Origin of the sequence: Quyinboa mangrovi (assembly GCF_042219825.1) — a bacterium.
Classification (GTDB): domain Bacteria; phylum Bacteroidota; class Bacteroidia; order Bacteroidales; family UBA5342; genus JBHJHP01.
In genome coordinates this window covers 766,992-790,386 of sequence record NZ_JBHJHQ010000001.1, presented here as the reverse complement: position 1 = coordinate 790,386, position 23,395 = coordinate 766,992, and the positions used below count along the sequence as shown (strand labels likewise).

At 37.4% G+C, this 23,395-nt stretch carries 22 protein-coding genes; 18 read left to right on the top strand and 4 right to left on the bottom strand.

What is annotated here, in order from left to right; genetic code table 11:
- Positions 1-13 precede the first annotated feature (13 nt).
- The 9 genes from ACE1ET_RS03330 to speA all read left to right on the top strand — a co-directional run bounded on the left by ACE1ET_RS03330 (position 14) and on the right by speA (position 10,128).
- Positions 14-508, top strand: coding sequence for a sigma-70 family RNA polymerase sigma factor (locus ACE1ET_RS03330; RefSeq protein ID WP_375726943.1), 495 nt, complete (start codon positions 14-16; stop codon positions 506-508).
- Entirely contained in the window at positions 498-1,385 is an 888-nt protein-coding gene (locus ACE1ET_RS03325) for a FecR family protein (protein WP_375726942.1), read from the top strand. Before ACE1ET_RS03330 ends, ACE1ET_RS03325 begins: the two co-directional genes overlap by 11 nt.
- Positions 1,375-3,870 (top strand): TonB-dependent receptor plug domain-containing protein, encoded by a 2,496-nt coding sequence (locus ACE1ET_RS03320; protein WP_375726941.1) that lies wholly within the window; start codon positions 1,375-1,377, stop codon positions 3,868-3,870. Before ACE1ET_RS03325 ends, ACE1ET_RS03320 begins: the two co-directional genes overlap by 11 nt.
- A 110-nt stretch (positions 3,871-3,980) precedes the next feature.
- Positions 3,981-4,448: a hypothetical protein gene (locus tag ACE1ET_RS03315; protein ID WP_375726940.1), complete on the top strand. Its 468-nt coding sequence runs from the start codon at positions 3,981-3,983 to the stop codon at positions 4,446-4,448.
- A 94-nt stretch (positions 4,449-4,542) separates the two neighbouring features.
- On the top strand, positions 4,543-5,451 hold the full coding sequence (locus ACE1ET_RS03310; protein ID WP_375726939.1) for a hypothetical protein: 909 nt from the start codon (positions 4,543-4,545) through the stop codon (positions 5,449-5,451).
- 9 nt (positions 5,452-5,460) lie between these two features.
- The gene (locus ACE1ET_RS03305) at positions 5,461-6,897 is read left to right on the top strand and encodes a T9SS type A sorting domain-containing protein (protein ID WP_375726938.1); all 1,437 of its coding nucleotides are present in this window, start codon (positions 5,461-5,463) and stop codon (positions 6,895-6,897) included.
- A gap of 33 nt (positions 6,898-6,930) precedes the next feature.
- The gene (locus ACE1ET_RS03300; RefSeq protein WP_375726937.1) at positions 6,931-7,458 is read left to right on the top strand and encodes an FKBP-type peptidyl-prolyl cis-trans isomerase; all 528 of its coding nucleotides are present in this window, start codon (positions 6,931-6,933) and stop codon (positions 7,456-7,458) included.
- A 97-nt stretch (positions 7,459-7,555) separates the two neighbouring features.
- The gene (locus ACE1ET_RS03295; protein WP_375726936.1) at positions 7,556-8,074 is read left to right on the top strand and encodes an FKBP-type peptidyl-prolyl cis-trans isomerase; all 519 of its coding nucleotides are present in this window, start codon (positions 7,556-7,558) and stop codon (positions 8,072-8,074) included.
- A gap of 158 nt (positions 8,075-8,232) precedes the next feature.
- On the top strand, positions 8,233-10,128 hold the full coding sequence (gene speA / locus ACE1ET_RS03290) for a biosynthetic arginine decarboxylase (RefSeq protein WP_375726935.1): 1,896 nt from the start codon (positions 8,233-8,235) through the stop codon (positions 10,126-10,128).
- A 2-nt stretch (positions 10,129-10,130) separates the two neighbouring features.
- On the opposite strand, the gene ACE1ET_RS03285 is transcribed toward speA, so the two are convergent.
- Positions 10,131-11,021 (bottom strand): EamA family transporter, encoded by an 891-nt coding sequence (locus ACE1ET_RS03285; RefSeq protein ID WP_375726934.1) that lies wholly within the window; start codon positions 11,019-11,021, stop codon positions 10,131-10,133.
- A gap of 343 nt (positions 11,022-11,364) precedes the next feature.
- Between ACE1ET_RS03285 and mce the strand changes: the two genes are divergently transcribed.
- The 6 genes from mce to ACE1ET_RS03255 all read left to right on the top strand — a co-directional run bounded on the left by mce (position 11,365) and on the right by ACE1ET_RS03255 (position 17,259).
- Positions 11,365-11,775 carry a methylmalonyl-CoA epimerase gene (gene mce, locus ACE1ET_RS03280; RefSeq protein ID WP_375726933.1) on the top strand — a complete coding sequence of 137 codons (411 nt, stop codon included), beginning with the start codon at positions 11,365-11,367 and terminating at the stop codon, positions 11,773-11,775.
- A gap of 18 nt (positions 11,776-11,793) precedes the next feature.
- On the top strand, positions 11,794-13,353 hold the full coding sequence (locus ACE1ET_RS03275) for an acyl-CoA carboxylase subunit beta (RefSeq protein ID WP_375726932.1): 1,560 nt from the start codon (positions 11,794-11,796) through the stop codon (positions 13,351-13,353).
- Between the two features lie 11 nt (positions 13,354-13,364).
- Entirely contained in the window at positions 13,365-13,721 is a 357-nt protein-coding gene (locus tag ACE1ET_RS03270) for an OadG family transporter subunit (protein WP_375726931.1), read from the top strand.
- A 9-nt stretch (positions 13,722-13,730) separates the two neighbouring features.
- Positions 13,731-14,150, top strand: a complete 420-nt coding sequence (locus tag ACE1ET_RS03265; RefSeq protein ID WP_375726930.1) for a biotin/lipoyl-containing protein — start codon at positions 13,731-13,733, stop codon at positions 14,148-14,150.
- Between the two features lie 10 nt (positions 14,151-14,160).
- Positions 14,161-15,411 (top strand): sodium ion-translocating decarboxylase subunit beta, encoded by a 1,251-nt coding sequence (locus ACE1ET_RS03260; RefSeq protein ID WP_473774468.1) that lies wholly within the window; start codon positions 14,161-14,163, stop codon positions 15,409-15,411.
- Positions 15,412-15,477: 66 nt separating this feature from the next.
- The gene (locus tag ACE1ET_RS03255; protein ID WP_375726929.1) at positions 15,478-17,259 is read left to right on the top strand and encodes a MutS-related protein; all 1,782 of its coding nucleotides are present in this window, start codon (positions 15,478-15,480) and stop codon (positions 17,257-17,259) included.
- Positions 17,260-17,317: 58 nt separating this feature from the next.
- On the opposite strand, the gene ACE1ET_RS03250 is transcribed toward ACE1ET_RS03255, so the two are convergent.
- The 3 genes from ACE1ET_RS03250 to ACE1ET_RS03240 are packed head-to-tail and all read right to left on the bottom strand — an operon-like array spanning position 17,318 to position 20,386.
- Positions 17,318-18,802 carry an outer membrane beta-barrel protein gene (locus ACE1ET_RS03250; protein ID WP_375726928.1) on the bottom strand — a complete coding sequence of 495 codons (1,485 nt, stop codon included), beginning with the start codon at positions 18,800-18,802 and terminating at the stop codon, positions 17,318-17,320.
- Positions 18,803-18,822: 20 nt separating this feature from the next.
- Positions 18,823-19,896, bottom strand: a complete 1,074-nt coding sequence (locus ACE1ET_RS03245) for a hypothetical protein (RefSeq protein ID WP_375726927.1) — start codon at positions 19,894-19,896, stop codon at positions 18,823-18,825.
- 10 nt (positions 19,897-19,906) lie between these two features.
- A complete protein-coding gene (locus tag ACE1ET_RS03240; protein WP_375726926.1) occupies positions 19,907-20,386 on the bottom strand; it encodes an RNA polymerase sigma factor in 480 nt (159 codons plus the stop codon).
- A 550-nt stretch (positions 20,387-20,936) separates the two neighbouring features.
- Here ACE1ET_RS03240 and mnmA point away from each other — a divergent pair.
- The 3 genes from mnmA (at position 20,937) to ACE1ET_RS03225 (ending at position 23,386) form a co-directional block, all read left to right on the top strand.
- Complete coding sequence (mnmA, locus tag ACE1ET_RS03235; protein WP_375726925.1) at positions 20,937-22,112, top strand: tRNA 2-thiouridine(34) synthase MnmA; 1,176 nt, start codon at positions 20,937-20,939, stop codon at positions 22,110-22,112.
- Positions 22,113-22,368: 256 nt separating this feature from the next.
- Positions 22,369-22,641, top strand: coding sequence for an HU family DNA-binding protein (locus tag ACE1ET_RS03230; protein WP_375718977.1), 273 nt, complete (start codon positions 22,369-22,371; stop codon positions 22,639-22,641).
- A gap of 61 nt (positions 22,642-22,702) precedes the next feature.
- The gene (locus tag ACE1ET_RS03225; protein ID WP_375726924.1) at positions 22,703-23,386 is read left to right on the top strand and encodes a TrmH family RNA methyltransferase; all 684 of its coding nucleotides are present in this window, start codon (positions 22,703-22,705) and stop codon (positions 23,384-23,386) included.
- Positions 23,387-23,395 lie beyond the last annotated feature (9 nt).

Below are 23,395 nucleotides of genomic sequence, written 5' to 3'. Positions count from 1 at the left end.
AAAGAAGCTGGTTTTGAGCAGAGAAGAGTTTAAATTAATTTTTGATAAATACTTTGATACGGTAAGGAATTATATTTATTACCGGAGTGGAGATGCGGAACTGGCTACAGATATTGCACAGGATACGTTCTTAAGAGTTTGGGAAAAACAGCTGGAATATATTCCGGGTAAAATTGTAGGGCTGTTGTATAAGATTGCAAGCGATCTGTTTATAAGTCGTTACAGACACGACTCCCTGCAAATCAAATTCAGGAATTCCATCACGATTGATTATGATGAGAATACACCGGAAAATGATATGGCTTACCGGGAATTACAGCAGAAATATGAAACTGCTCTGGCAAATTTATCTGAAAAACAGCGAACTGTTTTTTTGATGAGCCGCAATGAAGGGCTGAAATATCATGAAATAGCCGAAAGGCTTGATCTAAGCGTAAAAGCCGTTGAGAAACGCATGAAAATCGCGCTTGATTATTTAAAAGAAAATTTATTGACACATGCAGGATAATTCTACACATAAAGAAATGAATAACGGAAGTAAACATCCGGAGCTGGAACCGTTTTCCGGTTTAAAACCACCTTATACCAGATCCAAAGAGGATGTCTGGGCAGAACTTTCCAGGGTGACTGAGGAAAAGGATTCGAAAGTCAGAACACTGAACCCGGTTTTTGCACGGTCAATCTTTAAATATGCTGTTGCGGCGGCTGTCGCCATTCTGATCGGTCTGCCAATGTTTATGCGGTTTTATACCAATACTGTATATGTTGGTTATGGTGAGCATGCTGAAATAATACTTCCGGACGATTCAAAAGTTGATCTGAATGCAGATACAAAACTCTCATATCATCCATACTGGTGGAAGTTTAACCGGTTGGTAAATATGGAAGGAGAAGCTTATTTTGAGGTCACAAAAGGAAATTCGTTTACCGTTAAATCCGAAATGGGTGAAACTACAGTGCTGGGTACAAGTTTTAATATTTATACCAGAGATAACGCCTATACTGTTGCCTGTCTTACCGGATCGGTAAAAGTATCGGATTATACTTCCGATGTGATTATTAAACCAAACCAGGAAGCTGAACTTATTCGTAACAATGGCTTAGTGGTTCATAATAATGTGCCGGTTAAGGATGCAGTATCCTGGATCAACAATGAATTTATCTATACGGGAGAACAACTTTCAAAAGTTATTTCAGACATCGAACTCCAGTATAATATACATATTACGTTAAGCAAAGCAGTAAAGACAGATACACTTACCTACACAGGAAGCTTTGATCGCTCGTTATCTGCAGAAAATGTATTATATTTCGTATTCAAACCTTTTGGTCTTAAAACAGTGGAAAAAGGAAAAGGCGAATATGAAATAGCTTATGAAAATTAAACTAAAGGCACTCTTTATACTCCTTTTATTCAGTTGGCTGACTAATCTGAATGCACAGGAAAAAATAGCAGTTGATTATGTTAATATGCCCTTAAACCAGGTTTTTATTGGTTTAAGGGATTCTTTTCATATAAAATTTTCTTTCAATGATGCCAAACTTTCGCAACACACCATTACCCTGAAAAAAGAATTTGTCTCGCTGGATGACTTACTGGAAGGTATTTTGTATGGAACGCCCTGGATGCTTGAAAAGAGAGACAATATTTACATTGTTGTTGATAAGCCGGAAAATTTATTTGATGCAGATGAAAGAGCAATTTTAATTAACGGTCTGGTGGCAGATAAATTCAGTGGGGAAATATTGCCGTATAGTACAGTTTTGATTAACAATGAATTACGAGTGACAGATTTCAGGGGCAGATTTTCCTACATCGCATATTCCGGAGACTTATTGCATATTAAAGCTACACATTTAGGGTATTATGTTTTCGATACCATTATTCCACCACGTAGTCAGGTTGTGTGTGGATTGATTCCCTCTAATATGGAATTAGGTGAAGTTATGGTGGAAGGTAAACCTGTTGATTATGCGGCACAGGCCGGAAATGAGGTTGGTGAGGTAAGGCTGAACCAAAAAATTGCAGGATTTATTCCCGGCGGACTGAATAATTCTGTTTACAATATACTCAGGCTTCAACCTGGCATTAAAGGCAGTGTTGATCACAATCAAAGCTTGTCTATCTGGGGAAGTGCACACGGTCAAAACCAGACAAAGTTCGACGGTATGACCATATATAACCTGAATAGCTATAGTGACTATTTTAACAGCGTAAATCCTTTGCTTATTAAAGATATCAATATTTACAAAGGAGGTTATGGTTCCAATCAGGGGAACAGGGTTGGAGGTATTATTGAGATTAACGGAATAGATGGAAATTATAATAAACCGGGCTTTGAATTATATGCTGATAACTTATCGCTGAATGCAATGGTGAGCATTCCGATGTTGAAACGAAGTTCACTCGTTGTTGGCCATCGTCGGTCGTTGTTTCCTTATTTTAACATGGATATGAGCCGGAAATTCGGTGATTTCTATGCGGATGATTTTTCTGATGTTTATGTACTTCCAGAAAACACATTTCAGGATTTAAATGTAAAGTTCTCTTCATTTCTGAATAATGGTGACCAGTTTTTTGTGTCTGGGTTCAACAGCAGAGCCACTGATCTTTTTAGGTTCGACTATCATCAGGGTGAACCGGACAGGTTAATATATAATCATGACCAGACCATGCGGCAGACCGGTTTGGCCGCATTTTACGGAAAACTGTGGGGAAATGGTATCAACAGTAACTTTAAAATGACTTATTCAGGTTATAACAGTCATGGGCAGAAGGAACTTACCCTGAATCCTGGGGATTTTGTTTTAAATACGGCTGTAAAGGACGATGACAAAAACCGGATCGATGAATTTGGGTTAACCATTGATAACCGGTTCTCTCTGACAACCCAACAGTTTGTTGAAGCCGGGCTGGAATTGAATCATTATGAAACAACTTTGAGTTATACCAGGGGAGATTATCCATACTTTAATCAGGCAAACATTCTGGATAAAGTATCACTATATGCGAGGAATAATATTCAGGCCAGCGACAGGCTTAAAATGGATATAGGGCTCAGATTGGATTATGCTTTAAAACTGAATAAAATGCTTTTTCAGCCTAGGTTAAGAAGTTCTGTGAAACTATGGAATGATCTGAAGCTGAATCTGACGTGGGGCGTATATAATCAGTTTATCTCTGTAATTTCATTGGTTGATTCAGATGATAATTACCACTATTTCTGGAAAGTCCCGGGAGACAGTGATGCTCCGTTTTTACAATCCGATGTGCTGGGAGGAGGGCTTTCCTGGTCAGGGAATGGCTTTTTGTTGAATGCAGAAGGATATGTTCGGCGAACAGAAGGACTGGAAAGGTTTAAAATTTATCAGATGTATTCAGAAGAATCTACAGGATTAAGCAAATCACAGGGGCTTGATTTTTTTGTAAAAAAGGATTTCGGAAAACATACGCTATGGTTTTCATATTCATTCAACGATACCAGGGAACATTTCAGCGACATGCCCGAAGGTGAATATTTACCGGCAAGAAACAGCCTGAAACATGAATATAAGGCAGCATCGATACTTAATTTCAAGCCTTTGTATTTTAGTCTGAATTATGTGTATGGATCGGGATTTAATAAAGAACTACTCCAGAATATTGATAAGGAAATGCCATATTACAGATTAGATGCTTCAGTTTATTACCGGATGGAAGTATTAAAGTCTAAACTAAGGTTTGGAATAAATGCCCTAAATGTTACCAACCGAAAAAATTATCCATATTTATCTCAGACAAATTTATCCCGGGGTTCTGAGCCGAATTTAATTGTCAGTAATGCTCATCAGCCATTTTTTCTAATGTTTTTTGTGGATATATCTTATTGATAATCAATGCTTATATAAAACAGATAAAAATATTATTGTTTTTAGGTAGGGTAAAAAGAGGGGGAGTCGGTATATAAGTGAAAACAAATTAGAAACTAAAATTAATAGTCATGAAAACTTTAGTAAAAAGAATCTCAATTTTTGCATTTATGTTCTTAGCTGTATTTGCTGTATCTGCTCAGACAGAAGGGGAAGAACCGGTAACCGAGGAGCCAACAACTACAGTTGAAGAACCGGCACAGATAAGGGAAAGACTGCGCGAAAACCTTTCTGAAGAACAGAAAACAATGTTGCAGGAACGTAAGCAACTTGCTGTTCAAAATAAGGAAGCATTTAAAGCAACCTTAACAGAAGAACAGTGTGCAATTCTTGAAAATCAGGAAATGACACGTGAAGAAAAACAGGAAGCTTTGCAGGCAACTTTATCAGAAGAACAAAAAGAATTGCTTGCCAACAACCGGGCAGCAATGAAAGCACAGCGTGAAGCATTCAGGGAAACATTAAACGGAGACCAGAAAGCTGCCATGAAAAAACGTATGCTTAGAAAGGGAAACAGTTCACAAGGTGGAAGTGAATAGTGATTGTTCATTAGTTAATTGTTGATGAACTCCTCACAGCCCGTTCCAGGGCTGTGAGTTTCCTTTAATGTTTAATATCCACCACGTGAGCATCATGAAAAGACTATTTATCATATTATTACTTGTAATTTCCGTCCAGTTCATTAAAGCACAGGAAGTAACCCGAAACGACTCTCTCATTAATGCTGCTTTGGATGAATTGCTTTTTGAAGATGATATCGATCTTTACGAATTATTTGATGGAAATACCAACTTCCACTTCCTTTATTTTGGTTCAATGTACAATTCCCGTTCATTTTATGCAGGAAGAGAAATTATTGATCCTTTAACCGAGGGATCTATTCACAATACCAGTGCTCAGCTTTATTATTTTATTTCAAACGGCCTTTATTTTGGAACATCAGGTGCCTGGTACAGTCAGATGGATCCTTCATTCAGAACTGCCGTTTTTACATTGGGATACACCAAAGGACTAAAAAAACATGACTTTTTTCGATACAGAGCATCTTATAACAGGTTCATTTATCTGAACATGGGAACAGATTATAATCCGAACTTTTATAATAATCTAAATCTCGGATTTTCACTGAAACATAAAAATACAGGACTTCGATTTGATTATGCAATGATGACAGGTAGTGATACCATAAGCCATCAGTTTTCAATTGATTTGTATACCCGTATTAAACTAATTAGTCTCGGCAGATTGGACAGGATACAGTTTAAACCTGAAATTTCAACATATTTTGGATCAGAACTTGTTGAAACTCTCCTTAATCCTGAGCAACAACATTCAATCTTTTTTGAGCCGATATACGGTTACAATGAGAAATTCGGTTTGCTAAATACGCAGTTAATATTGCCCATTAATATTTCTTACAAGGACTTTGATTTTGAAATTGCTTATATCCACAATTTTCCCCGGACGTTAGATCCGTTATACTATTATGAAAGTGTGGGTTATGTGCAGTTTTCTTTAGGTTATATTCTTAAAATTAAGTAAAATAAGGCGATGAAAACCAGGCATTATATACTGAGCTGGTTTGCAGTTATTCCCTTGTTCAGTGCTTTAAACTCACAAATCCTTAGGGGAGCTGTAACTGCCGGAATGATCCAGTTGGACAGGACAGAATGGAAAGATTATAATCTATCCTCCGGATCATTTATTAATTCTGATTCAGAAGAATATACCTATTATGATAATGGAAAAGTTAAAACCATTATTAGTTCTGTTTGGGATCCAGTGAATGGCAACTGGACAGAAACTGAAAAAACGTTCAATGTGTATGATGATACCTTGCTTTCGGAAACCGTAAATTCGTATTTGAATTCTTACGGAATTTGGGTGGATACGCTAAAAAAGGTTTATACCTATACCAACGGACTGAAATCTGAAGTCATTATTTATGAACGTTCAGCAAATATATTTCCTTGGAATGAATCAGAACGTGAATTGCGGACGTATGATTCAAACGAAAATCTGATTGAAGGGCGCTACCAGCAGTGGAGTATTTTACTAAAGAACTGGTCAGATTATCTGATTGAAACCATGACCTACGATACGGAAAACAGAATTACAACTTATGTTAGTAGGGTGTGGGATTTTATTTTCGATGAATGGGTGAATTACGATAAAGAAGTATATGCATATTTTACGAATCCGGTCTCGGAAGAATATGTCTATTATGTATGGAATGAAAGTACAAACTTATGGGACAACTATTATAGGGATTATTCAGAATATACTGCTGATATGTTGAATTTAGGATTCTTATCATGGTATTGGGAAAGTGGTGCCTGGCATGAATTATCCAAAGAAGTTCATGAATTTGATGTGAATAAACACCTGGTATATTTTGCTGAATATGATTGGAATAATATGTCAAAACGATGGGATTATTATGATAAGGAAATCTACACGTATGATGGTAGCGGTAGCCTATTAACATTCGTGGATTACGACCGTCAGGCTTCTAAAAATGACTGGATAGAAAACAGCCGGGAACTTTATTCTTATAATACAGCTATTGTCAAAGATATGCTGGTGCTTCCATATTCGGATCAAAGTATAATAGATCTGTATTTTAACAGACAAATAACCACAACTCAAGTGTATTATTGGGATGCAAATTCGGGAACATGGAAAGATGATCAGATGGGGATATTTCAGTATTCTGATTTTTCAGTTACTGATAAATTGGACGGTATTATAAATTCTGGAATTCAGTGTTACCCAAATCCGGCAACAACAAGCTTTACCGTGGTCCCAATTGAAGGACAAAAAATTAATGGAATTGAATTGTATGATATGATCGGTAAAAAGCTTGAAAGCTGGAATTATAAGGAACAATCCTTTTATAATATAGCTCATCTTTCAACCGGCCCTTATGTTGTTGTAGTGCGAATGGAGAATGCGAAAACATTCATTTCAAAATTGGTGAAAAACTAATCTTTACTACCTTTACCTGCTTAACAGAAATTCATGAACAGATCACTGATTTATTTCGTGGTATTGCTTTTGATATTTTCAGGATGTAAAAACAAACCCCGACAGTCTTCCAGAGAGTTGCAACAAATTGAAACTTCCAGAGAACGGTATATGTTGGAATGGAACAAAAAAATGGCAGAGCAACAGGACTCTCTGTTTGTTGCAATTGCTGATACATCGGTTTTAGAGTGGGTAAAATCTGACAATGGATATTATTATTCAATATCAGGTTCTGAAAATGGAGCACAGATTATGACAGACGATGTGGTGAGTATGAACTATATTCTGAAAACAATTTTGAACATCCCCATTGATACTTATAAAGTAAGATATGTGGCTGGAAAAAGCCAGGACATACCTTCCGGAATACAAAACTGTGTGCTTAAAATGCGGGAAAATCAAAAGGCAACATTAATGTTACCCTTTAATCTGGCTTACGGAGTTAAAGGAATTCCGGGAAAAGTTGCCCCTTTTCAGCCTTTACGGGTAGAAATTACAATAGAAAAAGTTGAAAAACGTTAATGGTGTTACATATTGCACTTTTAATCGTTATATCTTGGTGATCAATTATTATATTTGCGGAAATTATTGAAAAACTCAATAATCTAATTTAGAACAAATGAAACTATTCTTAAAACTCTCACTTGTATTACTCGTTGTTACTTTAATTTCATGTGGAACTGATTATTCGGCAGAAAAGGCAGATTCAGAGATGCAATTCGATGAATATATTAAAGACGCAGGAATACCGGATTCAGACAGACTTGAATCAGGATTGTATTTTATATCAAAAGAAGAAGGTGATGGTAAAATGCCCGTGTCTGGTGATGAAGTTTTAATTGAGTACCGTGTTTATACTCTGGACAGTACTTACATACAGGATAATGAGGCTTCAGCAGATAAATATCAGTTTACGCTTTATGGAAGCAGTGAACTGTCAAGCTATGCTATTCCTTATGGTATGGTTGGATTGCATGAAGGACTGACCCATATGAGGGAAGGTGGAAAAGCAACTATGATCATCCCGAATGATTTAGCATTTGCTCATCGAGTAGTAGATAATCTTCCAAGGTTTATGAATTTCAGAATGGAAGTAAATTTAATTAATATTACTGAGGTCCCTTCTATACCTGAATAAATCGGAGCAATTTTGATAAATTCCCTTTAGTGTCTGATATTCAGATTATTAAATATGTATTTTATTTTTGAATTTTCTTAAATTTTTCATAAATTTTCAGTTTGTATTTTTTAATTTCGTAACCTTGTTTTTTAGGTTAAACAGAATATTAATAAAGCATGAGAAAATGGCGCATTGAAGACTCTGCTGAGCTGTATAATATTAATGGCTGGGGAGTTGATCTCTTTTCAATTAACGAAGAAGGTAATGTATATGTAAATCCTAAGAAGGGAATGGCACAGGTTGATCTGAAGGAGTTAATTGATGAATTATCCCTTCGTGATGTTACAACGCCAATCCTGGTTCGTTTTCCAGACATTCTTGATAACCAGATTGTAACAATATCTGAATGTTTTCAGAGGGCTGCTACAGAATACGAATATAAAGCACAAAACCATTTGATCTATCCTATTAAGGTCAATCAGATGCGTCCGGTAGTAGAGGAAATTGTAAGTCACGGAAAGAAATATAATATTGGCCTTGAAGCTGGTTCCAAACCAGAATTACATGCTGTTCTTGCAATTAATACAGACCCCGAGTCGCTTATAATATGTAATGGTTATAAAGATGAAGATTACATTGAGTTGGCATTACTGGCACAAAAAATGGGGAAAAGCATCTTTATTGTCATTGAAAAACTGAATGAGCTTAAGCTGGTTGCAAAAATCTCTAAACGACTGAAAATAAAACCGAATATTGGTATTCGTATAAAACTGGCCAGCACTGGCAGTGGAAAATGGGAAGATTCTGGCGGTGATGTAAGTAAGTTTGGTTTGACATCAAGTGAATTACTGGAAGCGACTGATTATCTGATAAAAAACAATCTGGAGGAATCATTTCGTTTTATTCATTTCCACATCGGAAGCCAGATAACAAAAATACGACGGATCAAAACTGCTCTGAGGGAGGCGTCACAGTTTTATGTGGAACTATGTAAACTGGGCTTCAATATTGAATTTGTGGATATTGGTGGTGGTCTGGGAGTGGATTACGATGGAACAAAATCATCCAACAGCGAAAGCAGCATAAATTACACCATTCAGGAGTATGTAAATGATTCAGTAAGCACATTTGTGGATGCGAGTGATAAAAATGATCTTCCGCATCCTAATATTATTACTGAATCGGGACGTTCATTAACCGCCCATCATTCGGTGCTGATTTTTGAAGTACTTGAAACAGCTACTTTACCATCATGGGATGAAGAAAAGGATAAGTTAGATGATGATGCACATGAATTGGTTGTAGAGCTATACAACCTTTGGGATACTTTAAATCAGACAAAAATACTGGAAACATGGCATGATGCGCAGCAGATAAGAGAGGAATCTTTGGATAGGTTCAGTCTGAGATTAATCGACCTGAAAACCCGCGCACAGATTGAACGCTTATTCTGGAGCATTGCACGAGATGTATATGAACTGGCAGTTGAATTAAAGCATACACCATATGAATTAAGGCAGTTGCCCAAAATGCTGGCGGATAAATATTTCTGCAATTTCTCATTATTTCAGTCGTTGCCTGATTCCTGGGCAATAGATCAGATTTTCCCAATTCTGCCGATACACCGGTTGCATGAAAAACCAACACGTGTAGCAACTATACAGGATATTACCTGCGATTCAGATGGTAAAATTGACAATTTTATTGCCACCAAAAATATTTCATATTACTTACCTGTTCACCGTTTAAGAAGCAACGAATCGTATTATATTGGTGTGTTTTTGGTTGGAGCCTACCAGGAAATCTTAGGTGATTTGCATAATTTGTTTGGTGATACCAATGCTGTACATGTTTCTGTGGATGAAAAGGGATATTACATTGATCAGGTTATTGACGGGGAAACTGTTGCAGAAGTATTGGATTATGTGCAATACAACGCCAAAAAGCTTGTGAGAACTGTTGAAACCTGGGTGGGAAGTTCCATTAAAGCCGGTAAGATAACAATGGAAGAAGGGAAGGAGTTTCTTTCTAATTACAGATCCGGACTTTACGGATACACGTACCTGGAATAATCTTAGCTAAGCATTAAAAGCATTACACCTACTAATATACCCGCCAGATAAATACTTTTCCGGCGGATATTTTTTTCTTTAAATATAAGTGCGCCAAACGTAAATGCTACTACCACACCACTTCTGCGTATGGCTGAAATTACTGATATTAATGAATCGGTATCGCTGAGTGCATAAAAATATGTAAAGTCCGAAATAACCAAAAATAGACCGATCATTGGAATGGTCCAGCGCCACTTAAAGGGTACAGCTTTACGTTTAGGATACCAAAATAAAAGAGTTGTCGGCAAAAGTAATACCACCTGATATACAGAAAACCATGCCTGAATTGCAATTCTGTTATAGTTTTGCATCAGATGTTTGTCATATAATGCGCTGGCTGAACCAAGCAGGGTGGCAAGTAGGACAAACCAGATCCATTTGTTGGTTCTGAACGAAATCCCTTCCGTTTTACCGGCAGTTGAAAACAGGAAAAAAAACGTAATCGTTACACCGAGTCCAGTCCACTGTATAGGAGTCAGTTTCTCCGAAAATATTAATAAGGCACCTATCAGTGTCCATACAGGTGACGTTGCTCTGATAGGAGAGACGATGGTTAAAGGGAGGTTTTTTAGTGCAAAAAATGCGAATGTCCAGGAAGAAACCACAATTATGGATTTGAGGATTACCAGGACGTGCTCGTGTATATTTAAAGTGGGAAGAAATAATCCGGCAGATTTCATAAATTCAGGTTGAGTGGCAGAAAGTATAAAAACAGGAACAAAAAGAAGGGCTGAGCTGGAACAGGAGAACAGTAATACAGGAAAAACAGCATTTTCGTTTACCGAATACTTTTTAAATACATCATAAACCCCTAACAAAACTGCTGAAATCAGCGCCAGTACTAACCACATCTCCTCGAATTTTGAGGCAAAGATAAAATAGCATTAGCAATTTTGGGATTTCTGAACATTAAAATTGATGCATTTTTTTATCTGTGTCATTGTTATGAACTGGTAGGATTATTAAATGTTTGACATTTAAATAAATACATATGTAGAAAATTGTCTATGAGGAATAATTATAAATTACTAATTTAAGTCTGAAAACATTTAAAATTGAGCTATTTTTAATATAATTTTGTGCCTTTAATTTTTCAATTGGATAAATTTTTCTTTAATTAAATTTTGTATAATATTTGGTGATTGAATATTATAGCTTTTCGTTTTAATTGATTATTACAATAAAACAAATTATATGAAACCTTCTTATATTGAACACATTGGGATTGCTGTTAAAAGTTTAGACGAAGCAATACCATTTTATGAAAATGTATTTGGTTTGGAATGTTATGCTGTTGAGGAAGTAGCGGATCAAAAAGTGAAAACGGCTTTCTTCAAAGTGGGTCAGACCAAAATAGAGTTACTTGAATCAACAGATCCGGAAGGACCTATAGGTAAGTTTTTAGAGAAAAAGGGTGAAGGAATTCACCATATGGCATTTGCAGTGGAAGGACTGGCCGGGAAACTTTTAGCTGCTGAAGAAAAAGGTGTAAGGTTAATTGATAAAACACCACGTAAAGGAGCCGAAGGTTTGAATATCGCTTTTTTACATCCTAAATCCACATTTGGTGTACTAACTGAATTGTGTGAACATCCTAACGAATAATACAAAATATTCATACTTATGTCTAATAAAGATAAACTGAAAAAGCTCATTGACCTAAGGGATCAGGCCAAAATGGGTGGTGGTGAAAAGAGAATTGAAAAGCAACATGAGCAGGGGAAAATGACTGCCCGTGAACGTATTGAGATGCTGCTTGATGATGGCAGCTTTGAAGAGCTCGATATGTTTGTAACACATCGATGTACCAACTTTGGAATGGAAAAGAAGAAATTCCTGGGAGATGGTGTGGTCACGGGGCATGGAACCATAGATGGACGCGTAGTTTATGTCTATGCTCAGGATTTTACTGTTTTTGGAGGTTCCTTATCTGAAACTTTGGCACAGAAAATCTGCAAGGTTATGGATATGGCCATGAAGGTAGGTGCTCCTGTAATTGGTATCAACGATTCAGGTGGCGCACGTATTCAGGAAGGTGTTACTTCGCTGGCAGGTTACGCAGAAATTTTTGAGCGTAATATTCTTGCTTCCGGCGTTGTACCTCAGATATCAGCAATCTTTGGTCCTTGTGCTGGAGGTGCTGTTTATTCACCGGCGTTAACCGACTTTATTATGATGACCGAGGAAAACAGCTATATGTTTGTAACTGGCCCTAAGGTTGTTAAAACAGTGACCGGTGAAGATATTTCGGTACAAAATCTTGGTGGTGCTGAGGTTCATTCATCAAAGTCCGGGGTGTCACATTTTATGGTTGAAAACGAAGAGGAAGGACTCTTATTGATACGAAAACTGATTTCTTATCTGCCACAAAACAACCTTGAAGAGCCACCATTAGTGGAGTGCACTGATCCGATAGATCGTCTGGAAGAAGCACTTAACGAAATTGTACCGGACAATCCAAATCAGCCGTATAATGTTAAGGACGTTATACATGCCATAGTTGATGATGGCGAATTTCTTGAAATACACAGAAATTATGCAAAAAACATCGTGACAGGATTTTGTCGCCTGGAAGGTATGAGTGTTGGTGTAATTGCAAATCAACCGAGCTATCTGGCTGGTGTTCTCGATGTGGATGCTTCACGTAAAGCAGCTCGTTTCGTTCGCTTTTGTGATGCATTTAATATTCCTATTCTTACATTGGTTGATGTGCCGGGATTTTTGCCCGGATCAGGCCAGGAATATAACGCCATTATTACGCACGGAGCAAAACTGATGTTTGCTTATGGAGAAGCTACTGTACCAAAAGTTACAGTAACACTACGCAAATCGTATGGTGGAGCGCATGATGTGATGAGCTGTAAACAATTGCGTGGCGATTTTAACTATGCCTGGCCAATGGCTGAAATTGCAGTAATGGGAGCCCAGGGAGCAATTGAAGTGCTTGAAGGCAAAAGTATTGCAGCTATTGAAAATGAAGAGGAAAGAGCAAAATATGTTCAGGATAAAACGGATGAATACAAGGAAAAATTTGCCAATCCTTATCAGGCTGCTTCAATGGGATACATTGATGATGTGATCGAGCCAAGAAATACAAGGTTCAGAATTATCAGGGCTTTCCAGAGTCTTCAGACCAAGAAACTCAGTAACCCGCCTAAAAAACACAGTAACATACCATTATAGGAGGAGAAGATATGATATTTCTATTTAGTTCACAGGTTTGGATTATTACCTTTTTGGGGTACGCGATTGTATTTGCTGCATTAGTAGCTTTGGTTTATGTGTTCTTACTCGTTCCTAAAATTCTCAATATTCAAACCCGCAGAAGGCTTAAGAAATCAGGAAAGCTTCATCCGGAAGAGGTTATTTCAGATAATGACCTTCAGTTAAGTGGTGAAGTAAGTGCAGCTATTGCGATGTCATTACAACTATTTTTTAACGACTTGCGCGAAGAAGAAAGTAATGTAATAACCATCAAAAAAATTGAAAGACGCTATTCCCCCTGGAGTTCTAAGATTTATGGTTTAAACAATGTAAATTTTCCAAAGTAAGAAGATAAAATGAAAAAGCTAGAATTCACGATAAAAGGCAATAAATACAGTGTTCATATCAAAGATGTGGAAGATAATATTGCTCATATTGAAGTCAATGGTACAGAATACGCTGTTGAGATCAATCAGGAAGTAAAAAGAACGAAAACTCCTAAACTGGTTCGTAAGGATGTGGTTAAAAAACCGGGAGAGGGGACCATTAAGAAAACAAGCGGTGGAAGTATTTTAAAAGCTCCGTTACCAGGAAGTATTTTCAAAATATTGGTTTCTGCAGGCGATGAAGTTAAAAAGGGACAGAACCTGCTCATTATGGAAGCTATGAAAATGGAGAATGAAATTCAGTCAGAAAAAGATGGTGTGATCAAAGCACTGAAAGTGAATGTTGGTGACGCTGTACTTCAGGGCGATGTTTTAATTGAATTTGAATAAGCACGGTACTATGAAATTTAACAATAAGAAAAGCATCGTGATGATCGGTATCGTCGGAGTGTTGCTGGCCATAAACTATGTTATTGGCTATGCGCAGAGCGGGGCTAATACCGAAACTACCACAGGTGTAATGAGAGGATTACTCAAACTATGGGATTTTACCGGTTTTGCAAATTTCGATTTGAGAAACCTTATTATGATTGGGGTTGGTATCTTTTTCATTACACTGGCTATCACGAAAAATTATGAACCGTTGTTGCTGATTCCAATCGGTACAGGTATTCTGTTAGGAAATATACCATTCTTAACAGGCTATAAGATTGGAATATATGAGCAGGGTTCTGTGATGAATTATCTATATTATGGTGTCCGTCAGGGGATATATCCACCTTTGATATTTTTGGGAATTGGTGCGATGACGGACTTTTCGTCTCTGATCTCAAATCCAAAACTATTCCTTCTTGGAGCTGCTGCTCAGGTTGGTATTTTTGGAACGTTTCTAGGTGCTGTGGCACTTGGTTTTACCTTGCCTGAGGCCGGTGCAATCGGTATTATCGGTGGTGCGGATGGTCCTACTGCGATCTTTCTTTCATCAAAGCTGGCTCCTCATCTGATAGGTCCAATTGCAATTGCGGCTTATTCCTACATGGCACTTGTCCCTGTAATACAGCCGCCTTTCATGCGTCTTTTGATCACAGAGAAAGAAACTAAAATCAGAATGAAACCTCCAAGAGCTGTATCAAAAACAGAAAAAGTGGTTTTCCCGATTCTCGGTTTGATCCTAACTCTGTTTATTGCCCCAAGTGCTCTGCCTCTTTTAGGTATGTTGTTTTTTGGAAACCTTCTGAAAGAATCCGGCGTTACCAACCGTTTGGCAGAAACTGCAAGAACTTCAATGATTGACATTGTAACAATTTTGTTAGGTGTAACCGTTGGAGCTTCTACTCAGGCGGATGTATTTTTAACCTGGGATTCCATCAAGATCTTTTTCCTTGGTGCTGTTTCTTTCTGTATTGCAACCTCAGGAGGTCTTATTTTTGCTAAAGTTATGAACCTGTTCCTGAAGGGTGACCGCAAAATTAATCCGCTGATTGGTGCAGCCGGTGTTTCTGCTGTTCCGGATAGCGCAAGGGTGGTTCAACATCAGGGTCTTAAGGCTGATCCTACCAACCACCTATTAATGCATGCCATGGCACCTAACGTATCCGGTGTAATTGGTTCTGCTGTTGGAGCCGGTATTTTATTAAGCTTTTTGATGTAATCAAATCATTTGTTCTATATTTAGGGGTGCTTTTCAGCACCCTTTTTTGTTTAATTATTTTGATCTATGAAACCGTTTGATGCGTATAGAAAAAGAATTGAATTACTGGAAGCGGAAATAGCTCAGTTATCCGGCAGACATAATATTTTTTCATTTGTCCGGTTAATCCTGTTTCTCTTATCAGGAGTGTCTGTTTATTTGTTTGCTGTGGGTTATTCATTTTTTATGCCATTAACAGCTATAGCTGCCTTTGTTGCCATATTATTAATCGACGGCAAATTAGTAGCCCGTTTAAAGCTGAAAAGAGCTCTGAAGGCATTAAGCGAAGACGAGATAGCGTCAGACAAGAATCACTCACATCGTATTTTTAGTAATGGTTCAGCCAATATTGATCCGAAACACCCGTATAGCTTTGATATTGATGTTTTTGGAGAAGGTTCGCTGTTTAAGCATATAAACAGAACCGTAACTCCGTTGGGAGAAGCCCGACTCTCTGAAACATTGAAGGTTGTGAATAAGAACACAAATGAAATAAAAGCACGGCAGGCTTCCGTAGGCGAACTGGCTGAAAATACAGAACTAAGACAAGGTTTTATCGTTGAAAAATACCTCAATCCACACGTTCCTGAAGATGATGTAAACAAACTGCTTGAATCAGATGAATTATTAACAATAAATTCTGAGAATATAATTTATCGTCTTTTGCTGATCCTTTTCCCGCTGGTTTTTATTTTAAGTGTTGTGTTAGCATCAGCAGAAAAAGTTTCCAATAATGTACCGTTTACTATGTTCATTCTTCAACTTGCGATTGTAGGGAACTATGTAAAACGTATTAACGGGTACCATCGAATTATCGACAGTATAAGTAAAAACCTGAAAAGGGATGCACGATTACTTAAAACCATTGAAAAATATACATTTCGATCAGAATTAATTGCCAATCTCAAAAGGGAACTTATTGAAAAGGATGGCTCTGCGCTGAGTGCCATTAAGCAATCCGAACTTTTGCTGAATGCATTTGAAAACCGGATGAATATGGTGGTTTCATTTTTATTGAATGGCGTTTACATGAGAGATTTGTGGTTGATTCTCAGGTTTAACCGCTGGCTGAAAAAATATAAAAATGAAGTTCCTCTTTGGATGGCCCATATTGCTGAGTTTGATGAACTGATTAGCATTGCAAATTTTAATTTTAACAATCCTGACTTTATTTTTCCTGATCCTGAAGGGACCTGGTTTTTGAAATCAGAAGAACTTGGTCACCCGTTAATTGATGCAGAAAAGCGGGTTTGTAATAATTTTACAATTACATCAACCGGAGAATTGCATATTGTGACCGGAGCTAATATGTCTGGTAAGAGTACCTTTTTGCGTACTGCTTTAATCAATTTGGTTCTTGCCTCGACAGGATCAGCCGTTTGCGCTAAGGAGTTTAGTTATAAACCAGCATCCATCTTCTCCAGTATTCGAACGTTTGATAATCTTATAGATGATGTGTCGTATTTTCAGGCAGAGCTGATCCGGTTAAAGCAGATGATGGAAGAAGCTGCCAAGGGTGAACCGGTAGTGATAGCCATTGATGAACCGCTGAAAGGCACAAACTCGGAAGATAAGAGAAAAGGATCGATACTCCTGCTTGGGAAAATGGTTGAGTTACCTGTTTGTGGTTTGGTTGCCACGCACGATTTGGAATTGAAAGTATTGGCTGAAAATGACAAACGTTTCCACCTTATATGTTTTGAATTGCGATTTGAAGGGGAGAAGGTAATTTATGATTATACGCTCAGAGAAGGTGTAACGACAACGATGAATGCCACTATTTTAATGAAAAATATGGGGCTGATATAAAAAAAAGACAGGTGCTGAATCCAACACCTGTCTAAAAATGATTAAAACGAATTTAGTATTACATGATACCGATACCTATTGAAAAAGGAGTGGTAACCGGTCCCTTGTTTTCCTGAAATAATTCTGAAACATAGTAAGTGCCGTAAAGGCTTATTCCTTTGTAACCAACTCTGGCTGTAAAACCATATCTGAACGGATTAAGATAGTAATCGCCACGGTCTTTTTGTTTTACGTTTTCAGTTTTGTACTTGGTTCTTGATCCAAGTTTTAAAGCACCAATAGCACCCGCAGAAATAAATGCGTCTCCTCCCGGAAGTGTAATCTCAAGCATAACCGGAACAGTCAGGTAGGAGGTTGTAAGTTTGGTTTTCTTGGCTTGAACCGGAATTGTTGCCAGATCAACCGGTTCTATGCGATTATTTAATTTCGCTATGGTTAGGTTGTTGTCAAAAGTATAATTGTTGAAGCTGAAACCTAAGCCTGTAACGATTCCCATTTTAGCTGAATGCGGGGTTCTGCCGTTAATTATTCCAAGGTTTACGTGGAAAGGATTAATATTAACCTCAATGGATTTATTGTAATTCAGTTCCATAAATTCATTGGTTGGTGAAAAACCGGGATTAGCTCCATACATGCTGTAATCGGGTGACGTAAAAGTATTCAGCCCAAGATCGAGTGTTGACCAGTGACCTTTGAATTTTCCCTTTTTTTCATGATGTTCTGCTACATCATTGTCATCATCATTTTGAATCCTGTCGAAAGTAACATCAGCTTTACCGTTAATGTCAGTTACACGCATCATTTTTTTACCTAACCTGACTTCAACAGTGTCCCCGCCTTTATCTGCAATATAGATGTTATCGTATCCGCCAATGGCAAGTTCCGATGCATCACTTCCGTCAACAACTTTTACAACAGACTTGCCCACAATTTTTACCTCAGTTGTATCGGCATTTGATTTTTTTGTAATTGATGTGGATTTTAATACTGGTTCTGCTATTTCTATGGTGACTTTACCGTTGATATTTTCCAGTTCATCACGGTTCTCTATAATGGCATCCTTAACCTTTTTGTACTGTTCCATTTGTGCCAGCTGTTTACGGTATTCAGCTTCGTTGGCTTTCATTTGTTTTTGCAGATCAGCCTGTTGTTCTTTCATGGCCTGCTTCTGGACTTCCAGATCTTTTTTAATGGTTTCAACCTCTTTTTTTGCCATTTTATTTTGTTCGTCAGCTACCAGTTGCTGTTCAATTAGATCAATGTCATTCTGTTCTTTTATCGCTTTGTCCAGTTCCTTTGACATTTCATCCATGCTTGCAGAAAGCTCTTTTAGCATCATGTTCATGCTTTCTACCAATTCGGATGCAACAGTCTCAATAACCTGGTTCAGACTATCTGCATCAATGGTTATTACCGTTGACGTGCCCTTATTTACAACAGTTACTTCTCCTTTTGCACCTACATCCAATTTTGTAGTGTCCTGTGCGCTTATTGACCAGATAAACACAAGTAATCCCCCTAGTAAAACTGTTAATCGTTTCATAATCTCTGTTTGTTTGTAGTTTATTGTTTATTGTTCTTTCTTATTGGTAACGTAAAAGCCAGTAAATCACTGTTTACGTTAATTTTACTCACTTTTCCATTATTATTTGTTTCGTAGTTTATTCTGTCTTTAGATGCCAGCTTGAGAACGTTCAACACACCTTTTTCAACTTGTTCCCTATCCAGTTTAACTCCCTGATTCAGTATTTTCTCACCGGTTTTGGCAAAACGTTGCATAGCTTTTTCATTATTGGAAGCAATGTAATTATCATTGGCCGCAATTGTAGGCCTGACAATCAAAATATATTTTGCTGGTTTTGCTTTCTTAGGTTTCAGTTCCTTGTATTCTTCTCTGTCTTCAGTTATTTCTTCTACCTGTTCTGAACGGTATGCGGTTTGAACCGGATTTCTATCTGTTACTTTTGGAGGCTGTTCAATTACAGCATTTGAATTCGATTCAGATTTTACATCCGTTTTTTCTTTAAAATTCTGTTTTTCATTATTAGCAGCTTTTAAGATATCTGAATTCTGGACGTAACTCTGGTTTGATATTTCTGCAATTTTTTGTTGTTGCTGTTGTTCAATAGCTTGCTGTGTTCTTATGTGCCATGGTTTGAAGTAAAACAAGGCAATCAGAAATATAGCCGCTACCGAAGCAATTCTGCCAAAACGTATAAATAAGGGAATAAACTTTGTTTTATGGTAAAGCAGATCTTTATCTGGAAATAACACAGAAAGATCGGGCTTCAATTTTGTTAACGAGAATAGACGGAATTCTCTTTTAGCCGAACTGTGTGTATTGATGTATGCTTCAAAATCTGCTTTTTCACCTTCTGTAATATCATTCTCCAGATAAGCTACTGCTGTTTTATTAAAAATTTCTTCGTCTTCGAAGACTGATTGTTTCAATGCTGCTTTTTTCGGATATGAAATATTTTCAGGTTTCAGAAATGTTGTTTCCAATCCCTGAACCTCTTTCCATATATCCGGATTTTCCATCAGGAAATGCTGTAATTCTTTTTTTACATCTTCTGAGATGGTTCCATCCAGCAAATCAACAATGAATAATTCGTAATTTTCTCTGTTAATGTTCATCTCAAACTTTTTAAATAACCACGTCTAATGCGCCTATGTACTCCTTTAAAGCGACTCTTCCACGATAAATGGTTATTTTTACCTGGCCTTCATTTAATTCCATTATTTCTCCAATCTCCTGGTAAGAATAACCTTCGTAATCCCTTAATATAATAGCGGTGCGTTGTCTTTCATTGATTTTCGAGAGCGCTTCATTCAGAATCTCTTTCAAATCGCTATAGTTACGTTCTTCACCTTGTTCCGGAAGTGTATCGGTATATACCTGCCTGTATCCTTTACGTTTGACGTCGATAACAGCGTTATATGATGTTTTAAAGAGCCAGGGGCCGGCTTTTTCAAATTCAACCTTTTCACGGTTTTTCCAAAGCTTTTCAAAACTTTCCTGAACGATATCCATCGATGCATCTGCATCCCTCATGATCTTTAAAACGTAACGGTAAAGTCTGTCGCTATAATCATCCACTATGATATTGTACTCTTTTGTCGTCACTTTCTCATCTTATTTCCATATGCAAGACGTAATGCTATTTAAAAAGTTACATCAGAATTAAAATTAATGATCCAGAAATAAATATGCTGTAAATTTATGATATTGTATGCAGCAAATAAGAACTTTTAACGAAATACCTGTCAGGTAATCCATTAAACTGAATCCTTAAAATGAACGGCCCCACCGCAGAACAGACGAGGTTTCAATAAGGAATTATTCGTTTTATCGCTCCAAGAGGCAGGGATTAAATACCATAAATCCCTCGACAAAAGCTCGTAATCAGTCCGACTTTGTAATTTCAGTTCACTTCATTTCTGAATTCACAGTCTCACTGATTCAATTTTCATTTGTTATCTTTGTGGCTTAATTAGTATCAAGTATCAAGAATCAAGACACAAGATAATTTTGGAGATAATTTATGGGTAGTTGAAGACTGCTGATGGGAAAGTAAATGAAAAGAACTAAAAGTCAACAAAAATTGTAATTCATTATTCCAAATTTGTAATTAAAATGTCCTGATACCTGATACCTGATACCTGATATTTAAAGGATGAAAATAATTGTTGGTTTATCGGGTGGGGTTGATTCCAGTGTGGCAGCATATTTGCTGAAAGCGCAGGGATATGATGTGCATGGATTATTTATGGTAAACTGGCACGACAGAACCGGAACTTTAACCAGTAGCTGTACCTGGGAGGATGATTGGGATCTGGCGCAAATGGTAGCTAAAAAACTTGACATACCCATTGAATTGGTCGACTTGTCTGAAAAATATAAACAGCGGGTTGTGGATTATATGTTTGATGAATATGGTAAAGGCCGCACTCCCAATCCGGATGTATTGTGTAACCGTGAAATAAAATTTGATGAATTTCTGAATGTTGCACTTGAAAAAGGTGCCGATCTTGTTGCTACAGGTCACTATTGCAGAAAGTCAGAACAAAACGGTGTATATTCACTTCTGGCTGGTCTGGATCAAAATAAAGATCAAAGTTATTTTTTATGCCAGCTGAACCAGGAGCAATTGTCCCGTGCGTTATTCCCAGTTGGTGAATTGACAAAACCGGATGTCCGGAAAATTGCAGAAGAGGTCAAATTACCAACGGCTACCAGGAAAGACAGCCAGGGGATCTGTTTTGTAGGAAAAGTTCATTTACCAGACTTTTTAAAGCAAAAACTGGAACCGGAGAAAGGAAATGTTATCGAAGTATTTTCCACACAACGGATCTTTAAGGATCAGCACGATAACAGGGTTTCATCAGATGAAGACTTGATCCGCTTGTCTGCACCTTACGATTTTGCATCCGTTCGGGGGAAAAAGGTGGGCGAACATAACGGGGCACATTATTACACGGTGGGTCAGCGCAAAGGGTTAAATATTGGAGGATTTAAAGAACCGCTGTTTGTACTGGGAACCAATACTGACACCAATATTATATATGTAGGAGAGGGCCAGGATCATCCTGGACTATTCAGAAAAGGATTGTTTATTAAAACCGATGAGGTTCACTGGATCAGAGAAGATTTGAAAATGGGAACCGGAGAGGAGCAAAGATTTGACGTAAGAATAAGATACCGGCAACCGCTTCAACGGGCAACATTATATTACAGAAAGGAGGGAATTTACATAATTTTCGATGAACCTCAACGCGCCATTACACCTGGACAGTTTGCAGCCTGGTATCATAACGATGAGTTGATCGGATCTGGTGTTATTAATGCCTGAATTCTGATTCTGTTCATGGGGTTGTTAATTTATTGTTAATCAAAAATGCTTGTTTTTTGAACAAATTTTCTAAAACGCCTTTCATACGCGATTTTTGGTGCTCTACAGCATATTTTTAGTTCTTAATATTAAATAAAGGTACAAATCATTAAATAAATGTGATTTTTCCCTGAAAACGTTTGGTTAATTGGTAATTTCCTATAAATTTGTGAATGTTTCAAGAAAAACTAATTGTTAACTCTAAAAAAAATTTATTATGAACAAAGCTCAATTAATTGATGCAATTGCTGATAAAGCTGGACTTAGCAAAGCCGATGCCAAAAAAGCCCTCGACGCTGTTGTTGCTTCCGTTACTGATGCACTTAAAGCTGGTGATCGTGTAGGTTTAGTAGGTTTTGGATCTTTCTCAGTATCTGAAAGAGGTGCCAGAACTGGTATCAACCCTCAAACTAAAGCTACTATTCAAATCCCTGCCAAAAAAGTTGTTAAATTTAAAGCAGGTGCTGAATTAGGTGATGCAGTAAATTAATCAGTTTTTCTGGTAAAGATATTTGGGAGTGCACTAGACGTACTCCCATTTTTATTTTATCATGTCTGATCTTAAACTAATACAATACCTTACGCAATTTCTCACGGAAGACCGAAATGCTGCAATCGACAGGGTTCTGACCGAACGAACAAGATATATTACAGTCGTTCTGGAAGATATTTTTCAGTCTCAAAATGCCAGCGCAGTACTCAGAACATGTGACTGTTTTGGTATTCAGGATGTGCATATTATTGAAAATTATAACGATTACGATGTGAATCCTGATGTGGCACTGGGCTCAGACAAGTGGTTGACCATGCACAAATACAATGATCAAACTGAAAATACGTCTGAAGCCCTGAAGCATTTAAAACAGAATGGTTATCGTGTTATAGCCACATCACCCCATACCGACGATATACTACTGAACGATTTTAATCTGGAAGACGGAAAATTTGCACTGGTTTTTGGAACGGAACAATCCGGTATTTCAGAAACTGTTGAAGAATATGCCGATGCCTTTTTGCGCATACCCATGTATGGTTTCACCGAAAGTTACAACATTTCCGTTTCTGCCGCCATTTGTTTGCATGATCTTGTTAAAAGGTTAAAAAACAGTTCTATAGCCTGGCAGCTTTCGAATGAAGAACATAATGCTTTGAGATACGAATGGTTGATGAAATCAATAAAGAAAAGCGAGCTTGTTGTTGAGCGGTATTATAAGGAAAGTATCTGTTTAAAATAAAATCCTTAA

Bases quoted from the DNA above. Each gene is read 5' to 3' on its own strand.
- ACE1ET_RS03325 (WP_375726942.1), top strand. From the start codon at position 498: ATGCAGGATAATTCTACACATAAAGAAATGAATAACGGAAGTAAACAT.
- ACE1ET_RS03320 (WP_375726941.1), top strand. From the start codon at position 1,375: ATGAAAATTAAACTAAAGGCACTCTTTATACTCCTTTTATTCAGTTGG.
- ACE1ET_RS03315 (WP_375726940.1), top strand. From the start codon at position 3,981: ATGAAAACTTTAGTAAAAAGAATCTCAATTTTTGCATTTATGTTCTTA.
- ACE1ET_RS03310 (WP_375726939.1), top strand. From the start codon at position 4,543: ATGAAAAGACTATTTATCATATTATTACTTGTAATTTCCGTCCAGTTC.
- ACE1ET_RS03305 (WP_375726938.1), top strand. From the start codon at position 5,461: ATGAAAACCAGGCATTATATACTGAGCTGGTTTGCAGTTATTCCCTTG.
- ACE1ET_RS03300 (WP_375726937.1), top strand. From the start codon at position 6,931: ATGAACAGATCACTGATTTATTTCGTGGTATTGCTTTTGATATTTTCA.
- ACE1ET_RS03295 (WP_375726936.1), top strand. From the start codon at position 7,556: ATGAAACTATTCTTAAAACTCTCACTTGTATTACTCGTTGTTACTTTA.
- speA (WP_375726935.1), top strand. From the start codon at position 8,233: ATGAGAAAATGGCGCATTGAAGACTCTGCTGAGCTGTATAATATTAAT.
- ACE1ET_RS03285 (WP_375726934.1), bottom strand. From the start codon at position 11,021: ATGTGGTTAGTACTGGCGCTGATTTCAGCAGTTTTGTTAGGGGTTTAT.
- mce (WP_375726933.1), top strand. From the start codon at position 11,365: ATGAAACCTTCTTATATTGAACACATTGGGATTGCTGTTAAAAGTTTA.
- ACE1ET_RS03275 (WP_375726932.1), top strand. From the start codon at position 11,794: ATGTCTAATAAAGATAAACTGAAAAAGCTCATTGACCTAAGGGATCAG.
- ACE1ET_RS03270 (WP_375726931.1), top strand. From the start codon at position 13,365: ATGATATTTCTATTTAGTTCACAGGTTTGGATTATTACCTTTTTGGGG.
- ACE1ET_RS03265 (WP_375726930.1), top strand. From the start codon at position 13,731: ATGAAAAAGCTAGAATTCACGATAAAAGGCAATAAATACAGTGTTCAT.
- ACE1ET_RS03260 (WP_473774468.1), top strand. From the start codon at position 14,161: ATGAAATTTAACAATAAGAAAAGCATCGTGATGATCGGTATCGTCGGA.
- ACE1ET_RS03255 (WP_375726929.1), top strand. From the start codon at position 15,478: ATGAAACCGTTTGATGCGTATAGAAAAAGAATTGAATTACTGGAAGCG.
- ACE1ET_RS03250 (WP_375726928.1), bottom strand. From the start codon at position 18,802: ATGAAACGATTAACAGTTTTACTAGGGGGATTACTTGTGTTTATCTGG.
- ACE1ET_RS03245 (WP_375726927.1), bottom strand. From the start codon at position 19,896: ATGAACATTAACAGAGAAAATTACGAATTATTCATTGTTGATTTGCTG.
- mnmA (WP_375726925.1), top strand. From the start codon at position 20,937: ATGAAAATAATTGTTGGTTTATCGGGTGGGGTTGATTCCAGTGTGGCA.
- ACE1ET_RS03230 (WP_375718977.1), top strand. From the start codon at position 22,369: ATGAACAAAGCTCAATTAATTGATGCAATTGCTGATAAAGCTGGACTT.
- ACE1ET_RS03225 (WP_375726924.1), top strand. From the start codon at position 22,703: ATGTCTGATCTTAAACTAATACAATACCTTACGCAATTTCTCACGGAA.